Origin of the sequence: Bacteroides sp. NSJ-48, from assembly GCF_014287405.1 — a bacterium.
GTDB classification, from domain to species: Bacteria; Bacteroidota; Bacteroidia; order Bacteroidales; family Bacteroidaceae; genus Bacteroides; species Bacteroides stercoris.
Window position 1 is genome coordinate 34,174 of sequence record NZ_JACOOD010000028.1, and the last position, 15,020, is coordinate 49,193.

The 15,020-nt window shown below is 44.8% G+C and carries 13 protein-coding genes and 1 tRNA gene; 13 read left to right on the plus strand and 1 reads right to left on the minus strand.

Features of this window, described 5'->3' with window-relative positions; all coding sequences use genetic code 11:
- Window positions 1-23 precede the first annotated feature (23 nt).
- The 13 genes from H8S52_RS13190 to H8S52_RS13250 all read left to right on the plus strand — a co-directional run bounded on the left by H8S52_RS13190 (window position 24) and on the right by H8S52_RS13250 (window position 14,676).
- A complete protein-coding gene (locus tag H8S52_RS13190; RefSeq protein ID WP_005655697.1) occupies window positions 24-1,640 on the plus strand; it encodes a DUF6377 domain-containing protein in 1,617 nt (538 codons plus the stop codon).
- Between the two features lie 209 nt (window positions 1,641-1,849).
- Window positions 1,850-4,825, plus strand: coding sequence for a TonB-dependent receptor (locus H8S52_RS13195; protein ID WP_186909966.1), 2,976 nt, complete (start codon window positions 1,850-1,852; stop codon window positions 4,823-4,825).
- Window positions 4,826-4,844: 19 nt separating this feature from the next.
- Window positions 4,845-6,542 (plus strand): RagB/SusD family nutrient uptake outer membrane protein, encoded by a 1,698-nt coding sequence (locus H8S52_RS13200; protein ID WP_186909967.1) that lies wholly within the window; start codon window positions 4,845-4,847, stop codon window positions 6,540-6,542.
- A 4-nt stretch (window positions 6,543-6,546) separates the two neighbouring features.
- Window positions 6,547-7,821: a histidine-type phosphatase gene (locus tag H8S52_RS13205; RefSeq protein ID WP_005655692.1), complete on the plus strand. Its 1,275-nt coding sequence runs from the start codon at window positions 6,547-6,549 to the stop codon at window positions 7,819-7,821.
- A 329-nt stretch (window positions 7,822-8,150) separates the two neighbouring features.
- The gene (gene metK / locus H8S52_RS13210; RefSeq protein WP_186909968.1) at window positions 8,151-9,443 is read left to right on the plus strand and encodes a methionine adenosyltransferase; all 1,293 of its coding nucleotides are present in this window, start codon (window positions 8,151-8,153) and stop codon (window positions 9,441-9,443) included.
- A gap of 177 nt (window positions 9,444-9,620) precedes the next feature.
- Complete coding sequence (locus H8S52_RS13215) at window positions 9,621-10,208, plus strand: TIGR00730 family Rossman fold protein (protein ID WP_117954388.1); 588 nt, start codon at window positions 9,621-9,623, stop codon at window positions 10,206-10,208.
- Window positions 10,205-10,936: a DUF4271 domain-containing protein gene (locus H8S52_RS13220; RefSeq protein WP_005655681.1), complete on the plus strand. Its 732-nt coding sequence runs from the start codon at window positions 10,205-10,207 to the stop codon at window positions 10,934-10,936. The genes H8S52_RS13215 and H8S52_RS13220 overlap by 4 nt, the downstream gene beginning before the upstream one ends.
- Before the next feature lie 4 nt (window positions 10,937-10,940).
- A complete protein-coding gene (locus H8S52_RS13225) occupies window positions 10,941-11,693 on the plus strand; it encodes a uroporphyrinogen-III synthase (protein WP_005655679.1) in 753 nt (250 codons plus the stop codon).
- Window positions 11,694-11,857: 164 nt separating this feature from the next.
- Window positions 11,858-12,280 carry a ribonuclease P protein component gene (gene rnpA, locus H8S52_RS13230; RefSeq protein ID WP_117907089.1) on the plus strand — a complete coding sequence of 141 codons (423 nt, stop codon included), beginning with the start codon at window positions 11,858-11,860 and terminating at the stop codon, window positions 12,278-12,280.
- Complete coding sequence (yidD, locus tag H8S52_RS13235) at window positions 12,277-12,498, plus strand: membrane protein insertion efficiency factor YidD (RefSeq protein ID WP_005655675.1); 222 nt, start codon at window positions 12,277-12,279, stop codon at window positions 12,496-12,498. The genes rnpA and yidD overlap by 4 nt, the downstream gene beginning before the upstream one ends.
- The gene (locus H8S52_RS13240) at window positions 12,495-13,142 is read left to right on the plus strand and encodes a TatD family hydrolase (RefSeq protein WP_117907088.1); all 648 of its coding nucleotides are present in this window, start codon (window positions 12,495-12,497) and stop codon (window positions 13,140-13,142) included. The genes yidD and H8S52_RS13240 overlap by 4 nt, the downstream gene beginning before the upstream one ends.
- Before the next feature lie 78 nt (window positions 13,143-13,220).
- Window positions 13,221-14,513 (plus strand): tyrosine--tRNA ligase, encoded by a 1,293-nt coding sequence (gene tyrS, locus H8S52_RS13245; RefSeq protein WP_005655672.1) that lies wholly within the window; start codon window positions 13,221-13,223, stop codon window positions 14,511-14,513.
- Between the two features lie 92 nt (window positions 14,514-14,605).
- Window positions 14,606-14,676: transfer RNA gene (locus tag H8S52_RS13250), tRNA-Gln, on the plus strand.
- A gap of 118 nt (window positions 14,677-14,794) precedes the next feature.
- Here the strand turns inward: H8S52_RS13250 and H8S52_RS13255 are convergent.
- Window positions 14,795-15,020, minus strand: a 226-nt coding sequence (locus H8S52_RS13255; RefSeq protein ID WP_186909969.1) for a transposase, incomplete at its 5' end; no start/stop codon positions are given.

A 15,020-nucleotide genomic window follows, 5' to 3' on the forward strand; every position in this document is an offset into this window, starting at 1 on the left:
TCCGTGCATAAATAAGTTTGTTCATGTTCAGATATTCGGCTTTCATACTGTTCCTTTTTTGTTTTTATTCCGGTTTGGCGGCCGCGGATAAGACTGATGACGATGCCTTGCTGTTGCAGCTGGATAAGATGATTGAGCAACGGGAGGTCTATCAGGAGAAGGTGGAAAAGGAGATTACAGAGCTCCGCAAGATGCTGGATTATGTGGGAGACGATAAAGCTAAGTTTGATATTCTGGGCGATTTGTTTGTCATGTACCGCTCCTTTAAAGTCGATACGGCGCTGATTGTAGCGGAGCAAAGGCTGCAATTGGCAGACAGGTTGGGTGAAGAGTATGTTAATCAAGGATTAATGAACCTGGCCGACGCTTTGAATAAGATAGGAAAACATGAAAATGCGTTGAATGTTCTTGACAGGGTGAAAAGAACCGGGGCGGTACGGAAGGATACTTACTTTTATTATCTGTATCATACTACCTATCTGTCCTGCTATAATGATGAAACGGAGGCTTCCAGGAAGCGGCTGTTTATGCGGCAGATAAAGGCTTATAAAGATACTTTGATAGCTATCAGCGATCCTAATACGGCCAGTTATGTGACCAATCAGTGCGGTCGCCTGGGTTTGCAGGGAAAATGGGATGAGGCTATCCGGATACTGACCGGATATTATGAACACTGTACGGATACGAACCCCGACAAGGCGAGGGTGGAATATCTGTTGGCGGAATTATATTTGGGCAAACGTGACATACAGCAGGCAAAGCACTTCCTTATCCGGGCTTCCATTACCGACATAGCGAATGCCAAGAAAGTATATATGTCTTTGCAGCAATTGGCAATCCTGCTTTTTCAGGAAGGAGACATTGCAAGAGCATATAATTATATCTCCTGTTCACTGGAAGATGTGAGCTTCGGGAAAGCCCGTTACCGCATAATAGATATTGCCGAATATCTTCCTATTATCAAAGCGGCCAATGACAGCCGCATCAAGGCTGATAGAGACAGGGTCTTGTTTTTTCTTTTGGCTTTATCCGTACTTGTTATTGCATTGGTAATCGTTTTCTTTTTCCTTCGTAAGAAAAATCATAATCTGCTGAAGGTAAAGAAGTCGTTGGCCGAACAGAACCAACGCTTACAGGAAGTGACCGGAAATCTGACCCGGATGAATGAAGAGATTAAAGAATCCAACCATATTAAAGAAGAGTATATCGGTTTGTTATTCAATATCTGTTCCGAATATATTTATAAGCAGGAGAATAACCGCAAGAGTTTACTGAAAATCGTCAATACCGGTTCTATGGCGGATATTTCCAAAATGCTTCATAATCAGTCTTCGACAACGGAAGATTTCAAACTGTTCATCAGTAAGTTCGATACTATCTTCCTATCTATATTTCCGGATTTTGTGGAATCGTTCAATGCTCTTTTGAAAGAGGATGAACGTATACAGGTGAAAGAAGGCGAGTTGCTGACTCCCGAATTACGTATCTATGCACTTATCCGTTTAGGTATCAACGATAATTCCAAAATTGCCAACTTCCTTCACTATTCGCTTCAAACCGTATATAACTATCGTTTGAAAATGCGGAATAAAGCGATTGTTCCCGGAAAAGACCTGGCTGTTCAGGTACAAAAGCTTTAAAAAACACTTCCTCCGGACTTACTTTTACAACATATAGTGTGTTTGGTATGTCGTTGTAAATAAATGTATTATCCTATATAATACTTTCCTTTCACTTACTTTTTCATTCAGTGTCTTTGTTCGGCGAATTTGTAATATCTACTTTCGCTCACAATCTAATTCATACCGGATTTTCGGTATACTTTGTTACACTTTAATTTAAAAACATTATGAAAGGCAAGAAAAATCCAGAGACTTTTGGAGGAAAGTGGCGGTATCTGTTTATGATACTCGCTTTGGTTTTCAGTGTAGGGGTTTCTGCACAAAAGACAGTTGTGAAAGGCAATATCCTTGACAGGGACAATCTACCCGTTATCGGAGCCAATATTTTGGAAAAAGGGACGACAAATGGAACAATCAGTGATGTAGATGGTAACTTCACAATCACTGTAAGCAGCCCCAAAGCTGTTTTACTCATTAAATACATCGGCTATAAAGATGTGGAAAAGGCGGTTTCTCCAATGATGAAAATTGTGATGGAGGAAGATAGTGAGATGCTCGAAGACGTAGTCGTTATAGGTTATGGAAGTGTGAAGAAGTCTGATGCGACAGGGTCGGTAACCGCTATCAAGCCGGATGATTTCAATAAGGGACTGCGAACTACCGCCCAGGATGCATTGGTAGGTAAAGTGCCGGGCGTAAATGTTGTTGCAAGCTCCGGCGCTCCGGGAGCGGGTGCTACTATCCGCATCAGAAGCGGTGCATCGCTTTCCGCATCCAATGATCCGCTAATCGTTGTTGACGGTGTACCGGTGGATAACTTCACTATCGAAGGTGGTGGAAACGTAATCGGCGGTATCAACCCGAACGATATCGAGACATTTACCGTATTGAAAGATGCTTCGGCAACTGCTATCTACGGTTCCCGGGCATCTAATGGCGTGATTGTGATTACTACTAAGAAAGGGTCCGATTCCAATCTGCGTTTCAACTATTCCACTAACCTTTCTGTAAGTACCATTACGGAAAAATTGGATGTGCTTTCTGCCGATGAATTCCGTGAATTTGTTCCTACGGTATCGGGTGTCCCGGGTTCTGTAACTTTAGGGACGGCTTCCACGGATTGGCAGGATGAGATTTACCGTACGGCATTCGGACAAGAGCACAACTTTTCCGTTTCCGGCAAGGTGAAGAAAAATGCACCTTATCGTCTGTCGGTAGGCTATAATAACCAGAACGGTGTGGTGAAAACAAACAACTACGAACGCTTTACTTTTAATGGCGGTATATCACCCAAATTCTTTGATAACCATCTTACCGTTGATTTGAATGTTAAGGTTTCGTATGAAGACAATCAGAAAGTAGATGAGAGTGTCGTTAATAATGCATTGCGATATGACCCTACCCGTCCTGTTATGACCGGAAGTGCAACGGGTGCTGATGAACCGGGACTGGGTTATTTCATCTGGATGAATGGAAACTCCCCCATGGCTATCCAAACCGATAATCCTGTGGCACAGCTTGAATTGCAGGATTTGCATAATAAAGTGACCCGCTCCATCGGTAATGCTGCTATCAATTATAAGGTACATCGTTTGGAGGATTTGCAGTTGAATGCGAATTTGGGTTATGATGTGCTGAAAAGCAAATATACCAAGAATGTGCCCGATATGGCCGGTATGATGTATACATCTAACATGAAAGACGGTACAGGGCTTGTGTATGATTCTAAACAGAACAAGCGTAACTACTTGCTGGACTTATATGCCAACTATGCTCATGTATTCAATGAAAAACATAATTTCAGCGCAATGGCGGGATACGGTTGGCAGCATTTCTGGAAGAAATTCGATGCAACCACTCTTTCTCCGAAAGGAAAAGAACTGTTTTCGCCCAATCATTATGAGTCTGAATATTACCTGCTCTCTTTTTACGGACGTCTGAATTACTCGTATGACAACCGCTATATGATTACCGCCACTTTACGTTCGGATGCGTCTTCGCGTTTTGCCAAAGATAACCGCTGGGGATTATTCCCTTCCGTAGCGTTGGGATGGAAAATCAGTCAGGAAGCATTCTTGCGCGACTCGGAAGTGTTGTCAGACTTGAAACTGCGTTTGAGCTACGGTCAGACCGGACAGCAGGATATTCTGAATGACTATCCGTATATGACTACCTTTACGGTATCTTATCCGGAATCTTGTTATCAATTCGGAGACAAATGGTATTATACCTATCGTCCGAACGGTTATGACTCGGATATTAAATGGGAGACTACCGAAACCTACAATATCGGTTTGGATTACGGTTTTCTGAACAACCGCATTTACGGTTCTGTCGATTATTACCAACGCCATACGAAAGACTTGCTGAATACTATCAATGTAATTTCAGGAACCAACTATTCTTCCGTCATCACAACAAATATCGGCGAGATGGATAATAAAGGTGTGGAATTTGCCATCAATGCAGTGCCGGTACATACAAAAAACTGGAAATGGACAGTAGGCATGAATTATACGTGGAATGATTCTGAAATCACGAAGCTGAATGTTATCGATTCGGATGCCAATTTTGTGCAGACAGGAGCCATTTCCGGTACGGGCAAGACAGTTCAGGTGTTTATGGTAGGTCAGCGTCCTTATACTTTCTACCTGGCAAAGCAGGCCTATGACGATGATGGCAAACCTATGGAAGGGCAGTATGTGCAGCCGGATGGTTCCATCTCTGCCACGGAAACCAAATATGCTACGGACAAAAGCGCATTGCCTACTTCCTATCTGGGATTCAATACCCAGCTTACTTATAAGAATTGGGATTTTGCCATCAGCGGACACGGGGCATTCGGCAACTATGTATACAACTATGTGGCTGCCGACCAGTATGTACAATCCGTGTACAGCGATCAGGGCAACTTCTCCAACATATTGCGCAGAACCAAAGATTCCGGTTTCCAGAACCAGCAGCTTTATTCGGATTATTTCCTGGAAAAGGGCAACTTCTTCCGTATTGACAATATTTCTTTGGGATATACGTTCCAGAAGTTATGGAATAACTCCAGCTCTTTACGCCTGACGTTCGGTGTACAGAATGTTGCTACCTTTACAAGCTATTCCGGTATCGACCCGGAGATTTACAGCGGTATCGATAAAGAGGTATATCCCCGTCCGCGCGTATTCTCATTAAGTGCTAATTTAAATTTCTAACGGCTTAAAACTATACAATATGAAAAATATAATTGCTTATTCGTTTATTTTGTTCTTCGCGGGCATAAGTCTGGTTTCTTGCTTGGGCGACCTGGACACGATGCCTTTGGATGATAACCAGCTGGTAAGTGAAAAGGTATACCAGACAAAAGACGGCTACACCGGTGTTTTGGCAAAGTGTTATGCATCACTGGTTCTGACAGGGCAGAAAGGTGGTGACGGAGGTGACGGCGACCTCGAAGGTGCTAATGAGGGCTATTCCGGTTATGTGCGCCTGTTGTTTTATTTGCAGGAGTTGAGTACGGATAATTTTTTGATGCCTTCCTCTTCCAACGGTTTGCGTAAATGTTTGAATTTGCAGTGGGATGCTTCCAATGCTTCGGTCATTACATGGACTTACCAGAGACTTTATATGAGTATTGCCTATTGTAACGAGCTTTTGCGTGAATGTACGGAAGGCAAGTTGCAGAGCAGAGGACTTTGGGAAGAGATGAAAGATGATTATGTGAGCTATCGCGCAGAAGCCCGCTTCATACGTGCTTATTGCTATTCGATGCTTTGCGATTTGTTTGGTGCGGTTCCTTATGTGGATGAAAATACGGGTGTGAAAGAAATTCCGGTTCAATATACGCGTAAGCAGATTTTTGAGTTTGCAGAAAGTGAATTGCTGGCTATCGAAAACGAACTGAAAGCTCCGGGAAGCAATGAGTACGGACGTGTTGACCGGGTAGCCGGCTGGTTCCTGCTGGCCCGAATGTATCTGAATGCACAGACTTGGATTAATGAGAATAAATACCAGGAAGCATATGCTTATGCGGTAAAAGTCATTGCCGACGGGCATTATCCATTGGCTTCCGATTATCGTGAAATCTTTTTAACGGATAATAATACCTGTAAGGAGATTATCTGGCCGCTGGTACAGGACGGCTTGCGTGCACAGAGTTCTGCCGGAACGAATTTCTATGTGAAAGCTTTTGTAAACGGTCCTATGGATGAACTTTATAAGACCGGTGTCGGCTCCAGAGGCTGGGGTAATGTCCGCGCTAAAGTATCGTTGGTGGATGCGTTCGATGCGGATGATGTCATGTTCGACGGCAATGATACTTGGGGAAATAATAAAAAAGATAAGAGAGCACAGTTCATGACCGCCCTTCCCAATCAGGTGAAAGACACATGGGATGTAAATATGGATATGACCAGTACGTTTACATGCGGATACGGTTATATCAAGTGGAGAAACGTTACGAAAGAGGATGAACTTTGTCCTTCGGGAGATGCCTATACTTCCATTGATTTTCCGCTGTTCCGCACAGCAGATGCCTATTTGATGGCTGCTGAGGCCATTTTGCGCGGAGCGAACGGTACGCAAAGTGAAGCGTTGGGGTATGTCAATGAGGTCAGAACAAGGGCTTATATGTCCGGTAAATATGCGAAAAACGGCGTGCGTTCCGATGTGTCCGGTGAAATTACGGCCAATGAACTTAATCTGGACTTTCTGTTGGTTGAACGTCAGAAAGAACTGGCTTCTGAATTGACAAGGCGCACCGATTTGATTCGGTTCGGCAAATATACGAAAGGGAATAACTGGGATTGGAAAAACGGTGTGCGTTTAGGGGCGGATGTGGACGATAAATACAATTTGTTCCCGATTCCGGAAAGTGAACTGACGAACAATCCTACTCTGGTGCAAAACGATGGCTATAAAGTAATAAAGTAAAAATATGATGAAACTGAAACAAATTCTGTTATGTGGTTTGATGGTGCTGTGCTGTGCTCCGCTTGGGGCACAGACATCCAAAGAAGAGATGTTTGCTACTCCTGAGAAGACGGGAGGAGTCTATTGGGCATATCCGTTGGATTTCGCGCCACAGACTAAAGCGCCTAAGGGATATAAGCCTTTTTATATCAGTCATTACGGACGGCATGGTTCCCGTTACCTGATTGGCGACCGTGATTATAAATGGCTGGTAGACCTGTTTGAAGAGGCGCATCGTGCACATGCGCTTACCGGTTTGGGTGAAGATACCTACCGGCGTTTGCTCAAGGTATGGGAAGAGGCGGAAGGACATGGCGGGGATTTGACTCCATTGGGAGTCAGGCAGCATCGCGGCATTGCTGAAAGAATGTATGCTTCGTTTCCGGAGGTATTCAAAGGCAATCCCTTTATATCTGCCCGTTCTACCGTTGTATTGCGTTGTGCTATGAGTATGGTGGCTTTTGGTGACCGTTTGAAAGAGCTGAATCCGGATTTGCGGATTTCTTATGAGGCAAGTGAGAAATATATGGATTATCTGAATTATCACACCGACGAATCCAACCGTTTTACTTCTTCCCAGGACGGTCCTTGGGCCGAGGAATACAGGAAATTTGAGGAAGCCCATACCAATCCGGAGCGTTTGGTCGTATCCTTGTTCAAGGATAAACATTTTGTCGTAAAGAAAGTAAATCCTAAGGAATTGATGTGGGGAATGTACTGGGTAGCCAGTGACATGCAGAATGCTGAAACAAAAGTTTCTTTCTATGATTTGTTCGAAGCACAGGAATTATTTGATTTGTGGCAGTGTGTCAATTACCGTTTTTATGTGGGGAATGCCAATCATGCCGATGGAAAAGGTATTGTAGTGGCCAATGCCAAATCTCTGTTAAGAAATATTCTGGACAGTGCTGACGAGGCTATCCGGAAAGGGGGAATTGCCGCTACTCTCCGCTTCGGGCACGATGGTAATGTGATTCCTTTGGTTGCGTTGATGCAGATAGAGAATTGTAATGTTGTAGTTAGCGATCCGTATGAAGTTTATAAGGTATGGAGTGATTTCAAGGTGGTTCCTATGGCTGCTAATGTACAGATTATCTTTTTCCGGAACGAGAAGTCCGGGGATATTCTGGTAAAGGTTATGCACAATGAGAATGAAGTGCATATTCCGGTAGAGACTGATATGTTTCCTTATTATAAATGGGAGGATGTCGAGAGGTTTTATCGAAATTTGTTGAATTGAGTTTTTTGAAGTTAACAATATAGAAACGATTATGGGAGTGCGGCGATGGGATATCGGCGCACTTTTTTTGCAAAAATAGATATTTTGCAGTAATAAGCGTGTTTTTTAGTTAATACTTTGCCCGTTGTGTACCATATTCCCATAAAACCTTTATCTTTGCAGCCGAAAACGATATGTGGAAAGATTTGGGTAGCTTGCAACCACGGAAAAAAATGCTAAAACACATCCTTTTCTGACGGTACTCCGGTGTACCGGGATTTGCATACCTACTCATTAATGACGCTTTCCTCATCTCCTTTTTAATTATTCATTTTTAATTTCTAATTGAAATGGGATACTTATTCACATCCGAATCGGTGTCGGAAGGACACCCCGACAAAGTGGCCGATCAAATATCGGACGCTGTGCTTGACAAACTGTTGGCGTATGACCCCAGTTCGAAAGTAGCTTGCGAAACTCTGGTTACTACCGGACAGGTAGTGCTGGCTGGAGAAGTGAAAACCAAAGCGTATGTTGACCTTCAACTTATCGCGCGTGAAGTAATCAAGAAAATCGGCTATACCAAAGGCGAGTATATGTTCGAGAGCAATTCGTGTGGCGTGCTTTCCGCCATTCACGAGCAGAGCCCCGACATCAACCGTGGTGTGGAGCGCCAGGATCCTATGGAACAAGGTGCGGGCGACCAGGGCATGATGTTCGGTTATGCCACTAACGAAACGGAAAACTATATGCCGCTCTCCCTGGATCTTGCCCACCGTATCCTGCAAGTGCTGGCGGATATCCGTCGCGAAGGAGAGGTGATGACGTATCTGCGTCCGGACTCCAAGAGCCAGGTAACCATTGAATATGATGATAACGGCAATCCTGTCCGTATCGATACGATTGTAGTTTCCACCCAACACGATGATTTCATTCAGCCTGCCGACGACAGCGAAACTGCACAGTTGAAGGCGGACGAGGAGATGTTGGGCATTATCCGTAACGACGTCGTTAATATCCTGATGCCCCGTGTCATTGCGTCTATCCATCACGAGAAAGTATTGTCGCTGTTTAACGATAATATCAAGTATCATGTGAATCCTACCGGCAAATTCGTAATCGGCGGTCCTCATGGGGATACCGGTTTGACCGGACGTAAGATTATTGTGGATACTTACGGCGGTAAAGGTGCACACGGCGGTGGTGCTTTCTCCGGTAAGGACCCTAGCAAGGTAGACCGCAGTGCCGCATACGCTGCACGTCACATTGCCAAGAATCTGGTAGCTGCCGGTGTGGCAGATGAAATGCTGGTGCAGGTATCTTACGCCATCGGTGTGGCGCGTCCCATCAATATATATGTAAATACCTACGGGCGCAGCCATGTAAATATGAGCGACGGCGAGATAGCCAGAAAGATCGATGAGCTTTTCGACCTTCGTCCGAAAGCCATTGAAGACCGTTTGAAGCTGCGTAACCCTATCTATCAGGAAACAGCCGCTTACGGTCATATGGGACGTGAGCCGCAGGTTGTCACCAAACACTTCAAGTCTCGCTATGAAGGCGATAAAGACGTGACTGTAGAACTGTTCACCTGGGAGAAACTGGATTACGTTGATAAGGTGAAAGCGGCTTTCGGCCTCTAATTCTCCGTTCTTCGTTAAAGAAAACAGTAATCAGCATAGCTTTACAGCTATTTATTATAGAAAGCTGCCTTTCTGCCTTCGGAATATTCCGGGGCAGAATGAGCAGCTTCTTTTTTCAAATCTCCTTAAAATCATATACCTTTGCAACAAGGTAATAATTGATATAGCTGAAAGATGATGAATAAGATAACTTCCGTATGCGTATATAGTGCTTCGAGCACTAAAATAGACCCCGTTTATTTTGATGCCGCCCGTGAACTGGGAACGTTGCTGGGGCAGCGGCATATCCGTTTGGTGAACGGCGCCGGTAATATGGGACTTATGGCTGCGGTGGCGGATGCCGCACTTGCGGCAGGCGGTGAGGTGACCGGAGTGATACCCCGTTTTATGATTGAGCAGGGCTGGCATCATACAGGGCTGACCAAGCTTGTAGAGGTGGAAAATATGCATGAACGCAAGCAACTGATGGCGGATTTGAGCGATGCTGTGATTGCATTGCCCGGCGGTTGCGGTACTTTGGAAGAATTGCTCGAAGTCATTACCTGGAAACAATTGGGACTGTATCTGAATCCGATAGTCATATTGAATATCAAGGGGTATTTCGACCCGTTGCTGGCTATGTTGCAGAAGGCTGTAGACGAAAACTTCATGCGTGCGCAGCACAGTGCCATCTGGCATGTAGCCGCGACAGCCGGGGAAGCGGTTGAACTGGTACATACCGTACCTTTGTGGGATGCCTCTATCCGTAAGTTTGCAGCGATATGATAAGTTGGTTGGCGGCATGGATACCCGGTGGAGCGGAAGGTGTGCCTATTCCCTATTCTCCGAGAATGGACGACGGCATCACCATTGTGCTGCTGTGTTGTTTTTTTCTGTCGGCCTATGTGCTTTCCCGTAGCCGTAGGTTTCTGTTGCAGCTGGTAAAGGATTTCCTGTTGCATCGTGAGCGTACCAGCATATTTGCAACCTCAACGGCAGGTGATATGCGCTACCTGCTATTGTTGATTTTGCAGACTTGCATACTTTCCGGGGTCTGCATTTTTAATTACTGCAATGATATTCAGCCTGAATTGGTGCATCATGTTCCGCCTTTTGCGCTATTGGGGCTTTATATCGGGATAAGTCTTTTGTATTTATTTCTGAAATGGATTTTATACTCTGTGTTAGGCTGGATTTTTTTTGACGAAAGTACTACGACTCTCTGGCTTGAGTCATATTCCACCCTGCTTTATTATCTTGGTTTCACTCTTTTTCCGTTTGTGCTGTTTATTGTTTATTTCGATTTAAGTCTGCAACTTACAGTAATAATTGGATTGATTTTAGCCTTTTTTACTAAAATATTGATGTTCTATAAGTGGTTCAAGCTTTTTTGTAGCAATTTACATGGCAGTTTCCTTTTAATTTTGTACTTTTGTGCCCTTGAAATCATGCCTTGTTTTATGCTATACCAAGGAGTGATACAACTAAACGATTATTTGATAATAAAATTTTAGGACGTTGAAAATTAAGAAAGTACTTGTGTCGCAGCCGAAACCGGCATCAGAGAAATCTCCTTACTACGACATTGCCGAGAAGTACGGTGTGAAAATCGATTTTCGCCCGTTTATCAAAGTAGAGAGCCTTTCAGCAAAAGAGTTCAGACAGCAGAAGGTCTCTATATTGGATCATACCGCCGTTATTTTCACTTCGCGTCATGCAATCGATCACTTTTTTCATCTTTGTACGGAATTGCGCGTAACAATCCCTGAGACCATGAAATATTTCTGTGTGACGGAGGCGATTGCTTTGTATATTCAGAAATATGTACAATACCGCAAGCGTAAGATTTTCTTTGGAAATACCGGAAAGTTTGATGACCTGTTGTCTTCCATTATAAAGCATAAGACTGAAAAGTATTTGGTGCCGATGTCGGATGTACATACAGACGATATTAAGAACCTGTTGGACAAGAGTAAAATCCAGCATACGGAAGTAGTCATGTATCGTACGGTAAGTAATGATTTTACTCCGGATGAAAAGTTTGACTATGACATGCTGGTATTCTTCAGCCCTGCCGGTGTGTCTTCTTTGAAGAAGAATTTCCCGGATTTCGAGCAGAAAGAGATTAAAATCGGAACATTCGGCTCTACAACAGCACAGGCTGTCCGTGATGCCGGACTCCGTTTGGATTTGGAAGCTCCCAGTGTGCAGGCGCCCTCTATGACGGCAGCGCTTGATATGTTCATAAAGGAGAACAACAAGGGAAAGTGAAAAGAAGTATGAGTTATGAATTATAAGTTATAAGCCTGTCGGATACATTTATAATCGTAACGAAGCAATAACGGGCGGCGGGCAGACTGCGGAATCTTAGCAGCACTACCTGTAGCCCGTTTTTTCATATCCCCCTCTATATTTTACATTATACCTTATACTTCATGGCAAATACCTTACATAAAGTCGAAAGACTGGATAAAAAAAAGATAATAGAGAAGATGTTTGCGGGCGGTTCGCGTTCGTTCTCGGTCTTCCCGTTGCGTGTGGTGTATTTGCCGGTAGAGGAGCTGGAGGCGGATGCTTCCATTCTTATCAGTGTTTCGAAGCGTCGCTTCAAACGTGCGGTGAAGCGCAACCGCGTAAAGCGTCAGATACGCGAGGCTTACCGTGTAAACAAACATGAACTGTTGAACGCTTTGGCAGAAAAGAAGTGCCGGTTGGCCATTGCCTTTATTTACCTTTCCGACCAGCTGACGGAATCGTCCGTAATAGAAGAGAGGGTGAAGACTGCTTTGGCGCGTATTGTGGAGAAGGTAACCGTATCGGATGCGAATGTGGTAGCCGTAGCGCCTTTGAAACCATGAAACGCCTGCTTTCATATCTGCTGTTGCTTCCTATTTATTTTTACCGGAAGTGTATTTCGCCCATGACTTCCCCTTCGTGCAGATTTACTCCTACCTGTTCTCAATATGCAGTTGAGGCTATTAAGAAACATGGCCCCTTCAAAGGCCTTTATCTGGCGGTAAAACGTATATTGCGTTGCCATCCCTGGGGTGGTTCCGGATATGATCCTGTTCCATGAAATTTCCTGTCGATATACATACGCATCGCTTGCCGCCTGTGCCCGGAACGGCTATTGCGAACCGTTATCCCGATACTTTTGTTCCGGAAGAGGGGGCGTGGTATTCGGTAGGCATACATCCCTGGCATATCCCGGCAACCGTTACTCCGGTTGTTCGGAATGAAATGAATGTTTTGTCTTCTTTAGCCGGGCATCCGCAGGTTCTTGCCATAGGAGAAGCCGGACTGGATAAATTGGCCGATGCTCCGATGGCAGTACAGATGGAGGTTTTTGAATATCAGGCGCGGTTGTCTGTGGAGCTTGACAAGCCTTTGGTCATTCATTTGGTAAAGGCTATGAGTGAGTTGCTGAAGTTGAAACAGCAGATAAAGCCGGCCAATCCCTGGATTATTCATGGTTTTCGCGGGAAACCGGCTCTGGCGGAGGAGTGCCTGAGGCATGGGTTTTATCTCTCTTTTGGGGAGAAATATCAGGAAGAGGCGCTGCGGATAACTCCTGCCGACCGCTTGTTTCTGGAGACTGACGAGAGCTCCGTACCGGTTGCGGATTTATATAGCCGGGCAGCCGAAGTCCGTCGCGTATCTTTGGCGGAACTCACGGAAGCGATACGGGAAAATATCGCCAAAGTCTTTTTTAAACAATAAGAGTTGTTTGTTCGGATAAAGAGTCGTATTTTTGTGGCAGACAAAGTATAAATCAAATAATTAATAGTTAATCATTCGATGAATTTTGTAGAAGAATTAAAATGGCGTGGCATGCTCCACGATATGATGCCGGGTACGGAAGAACTGCTGGCAAAGGAACAGGTGACTGCATATATCGGTTTCGACCCTACGGCAGACTCCCTGCACATCGGACACCTTTGCAGTGTGATGATATTGCGTCACTTCCAGCGTTGCGGCCATAAGCCGTTGGCACTGATAGGCGGTGCTACGGGTATGATTGGCGACCCTTCCGGTAAGTCGGCGGAACGCAATCTGCTCACTGAAGAAACATTGCAGCGCAATATGGCAGGCATGAAGAAGCAGCTGAGCAAGTTTTTGGATTTTGATTCGGATGCCCCTAACCGTGCGGAGTTGGTAAACAACTACGATTGGATGAAGGACTTCAGTTTCCTTGATTTTGCCCGTGAGGTAGGCAAGCATATCACCGTAAACTATATGATGGCTAAGGATTCGGTGAAGAAGCGTCTGAACGGTGAAGCCCGCGACGGTCTTTCTTTCACAGAATTCACTTATCAGTTGCTGCAAGGCTACGACTTCCTGCATCTGTACGAAACCAAAGGTTGCAAGCTGCAAATGGGCGGCTCGGACCAGTGGGGTAACATCACCACGGGAGCCGAACTGATTCGCCGTACCAATGGCGGTGAGGTATTTGCCCTGACAAGCCCTCTGATTACAAAGGCGGACGGCGGTAAATTCGGTAAGACGGAATCCGGCAATATATGGCTCGATCCCCGCTATACATCTCCTTATAAGTTCTACCAGTTCTGGCTGAACGTAAGCGATGCCGATGCAGCCCGCTACATCAAGATATTCACTTCTTTGTCCAGGGAAGAAATCGAGGCTCTGACGGCCGAGCACGAAGCAGCTCCGCACTTGCGTGTCCTGCAGAAGCGTCTGGCTAAGGAAGTCACCATTATGGTACACTCCGAAGAGGACTACAACGCGGCTGTCGATGCGTCCAACATTCTTTTCGGTAATGCCACATCGGAGGCGTTGAAAAAGCTGGACGAAGATACTTTGCTGGCTGTGTTTGAGGGTGTTCCCCAGTTTGAGGTATCCCGTGATGCGCTGGCTGCCGGTGTAAAGGCGGTTGATTTGTTCGTAGACAATGCGGCTGTATTTGCATCGAAAGGCGAAATGCGCAAACTGGTACAGGGCGGCGGCGTCTCTTTGAACAAAGAAAAACTGGCTGCTTTCGATCAGGTTGTTACAACTGCTGATTTATTGGATGACAAGTATCTGCTGGTGCAACGCGGCAAGAAGAACTATTATCTGATTATTGCAAAATAAGATGCTGATATGAAAAAATGTCCCGAAATATTTGCATATTTCGGGACATAGTTCTATCTTTGCACCGCTTTTTAACAGAAAGCACATATGTTTGGACTATGGTGTAATGGTAGCACAACAGGTTTTGGTTCTGTTTGTCCAAGTTCGAATCTTGGTAGTCCAACGAAAAAAGCTCCGACAGTCGATGGTTGTCGGAGCTTTTTTCATTAGTATATGGGTTGTGCCAATATGGTGGCACAACTTTGTCTAGGGTCAACGTAACAATCTGAGGGATTTTATATTTAAGCATATAATTTAGCAAGTCTATATAAGAAAAAAGCTCTATCTTTTACTCCTCTGAACTGTGCTCTAAATGCTTTGATTTTAGCATTGAATGACTCTGCTGCGCCATTGGTTGCCCTCCTTTCAAAAAAATTGATTATATCCAGATAATGTGTTTGTATAGAACGTGCGACCCTTCCAAAGGTGAGGAACCCTGATTTATCTACTTCATCATACCACCTTGCC

What these genes read in the sequence shown, in the direction of transcription:
- H8S52_RS13240 (WP_117907088.1), top strand. Translation starts at nt 12,495, where the DNA reads ATGAAATTTCCTGTCGATATACATACGCATCGCTTGCCGCCTGTGCCC.
- rnpA (WP_117907089.1), top strand. Translation starts at nt 11,858, where the DNA reads ATGGCAAATACCTTACATAAAGTCGAAAGACTGGATAAAAAAAAGATA.
- H8S52_RS13190 (WP_005655697.1), top strand. Translation starts at nt 24, where the DNA reads ATGTTCAGATATTCGGCTTTCATACTGTTCCTTTTTTGTTTTTATTCC.
- H8S52_RS13215 (WP_117954388.1), top strand. Translation starts at nt 9,621, where the DNA reads ATGAATAAGATAACTTCCGTATGCGTATATAGTGCTTCGAGCACTAAA.
- H8S52_RS13220 (WP_005655681.1), top strand. Translation starts at nt 10,205, where the DNA reads ATGATAAGTTGGTTGGCGGCATGGATACCCGGTGGAGCGGAAGGTGTG.
- yidD (WP_005655675.1), top strand. Translation starts at nt 12,277, where the DNA reads ATGAAACGCCTGCTTTCATATCTGCTGTTGCTTCCTATTTATTTTTAC.
- tyrS (WP_005655672.1), top strand. Translation starts at nt 13,221, where the DNA reads ATGAATTTTGTAGAAGAATTAAAATGGCGTGGCATGCTCCACGATATG.
- H8S52_RS13200 (WP_186909967.1), top strand. Translation starts at nt 4,845, where the DNA reads ATGAAAAATATAATTGCTTATTCGTTTATTTTGTTCTTCGCGGGCATA.
- H8S52_RS13205 (WP_005655692.1), top strand. Translation starts at nt 6,547, where the DNA reads ATGATGAAACTGAAACAAATTCTGTTATGTGGTTTGATGGTGCTGTGC.
- H8S52_RS13195 (WP_186909966.1), top strand. Translation starts at nt 1,850, where the DNA reads ATGAAAGGCAAGAAAAATCCAGAGACTTTTGGAGGAAAGTGGCGGTAT.
- metK (WP_186909968.1), top strand. Translation starts at nt 8,151, where the DNA reads ATGGGATACTTATTCACATCCGAATCGGTGTCGGAAGGACACCCCGAC.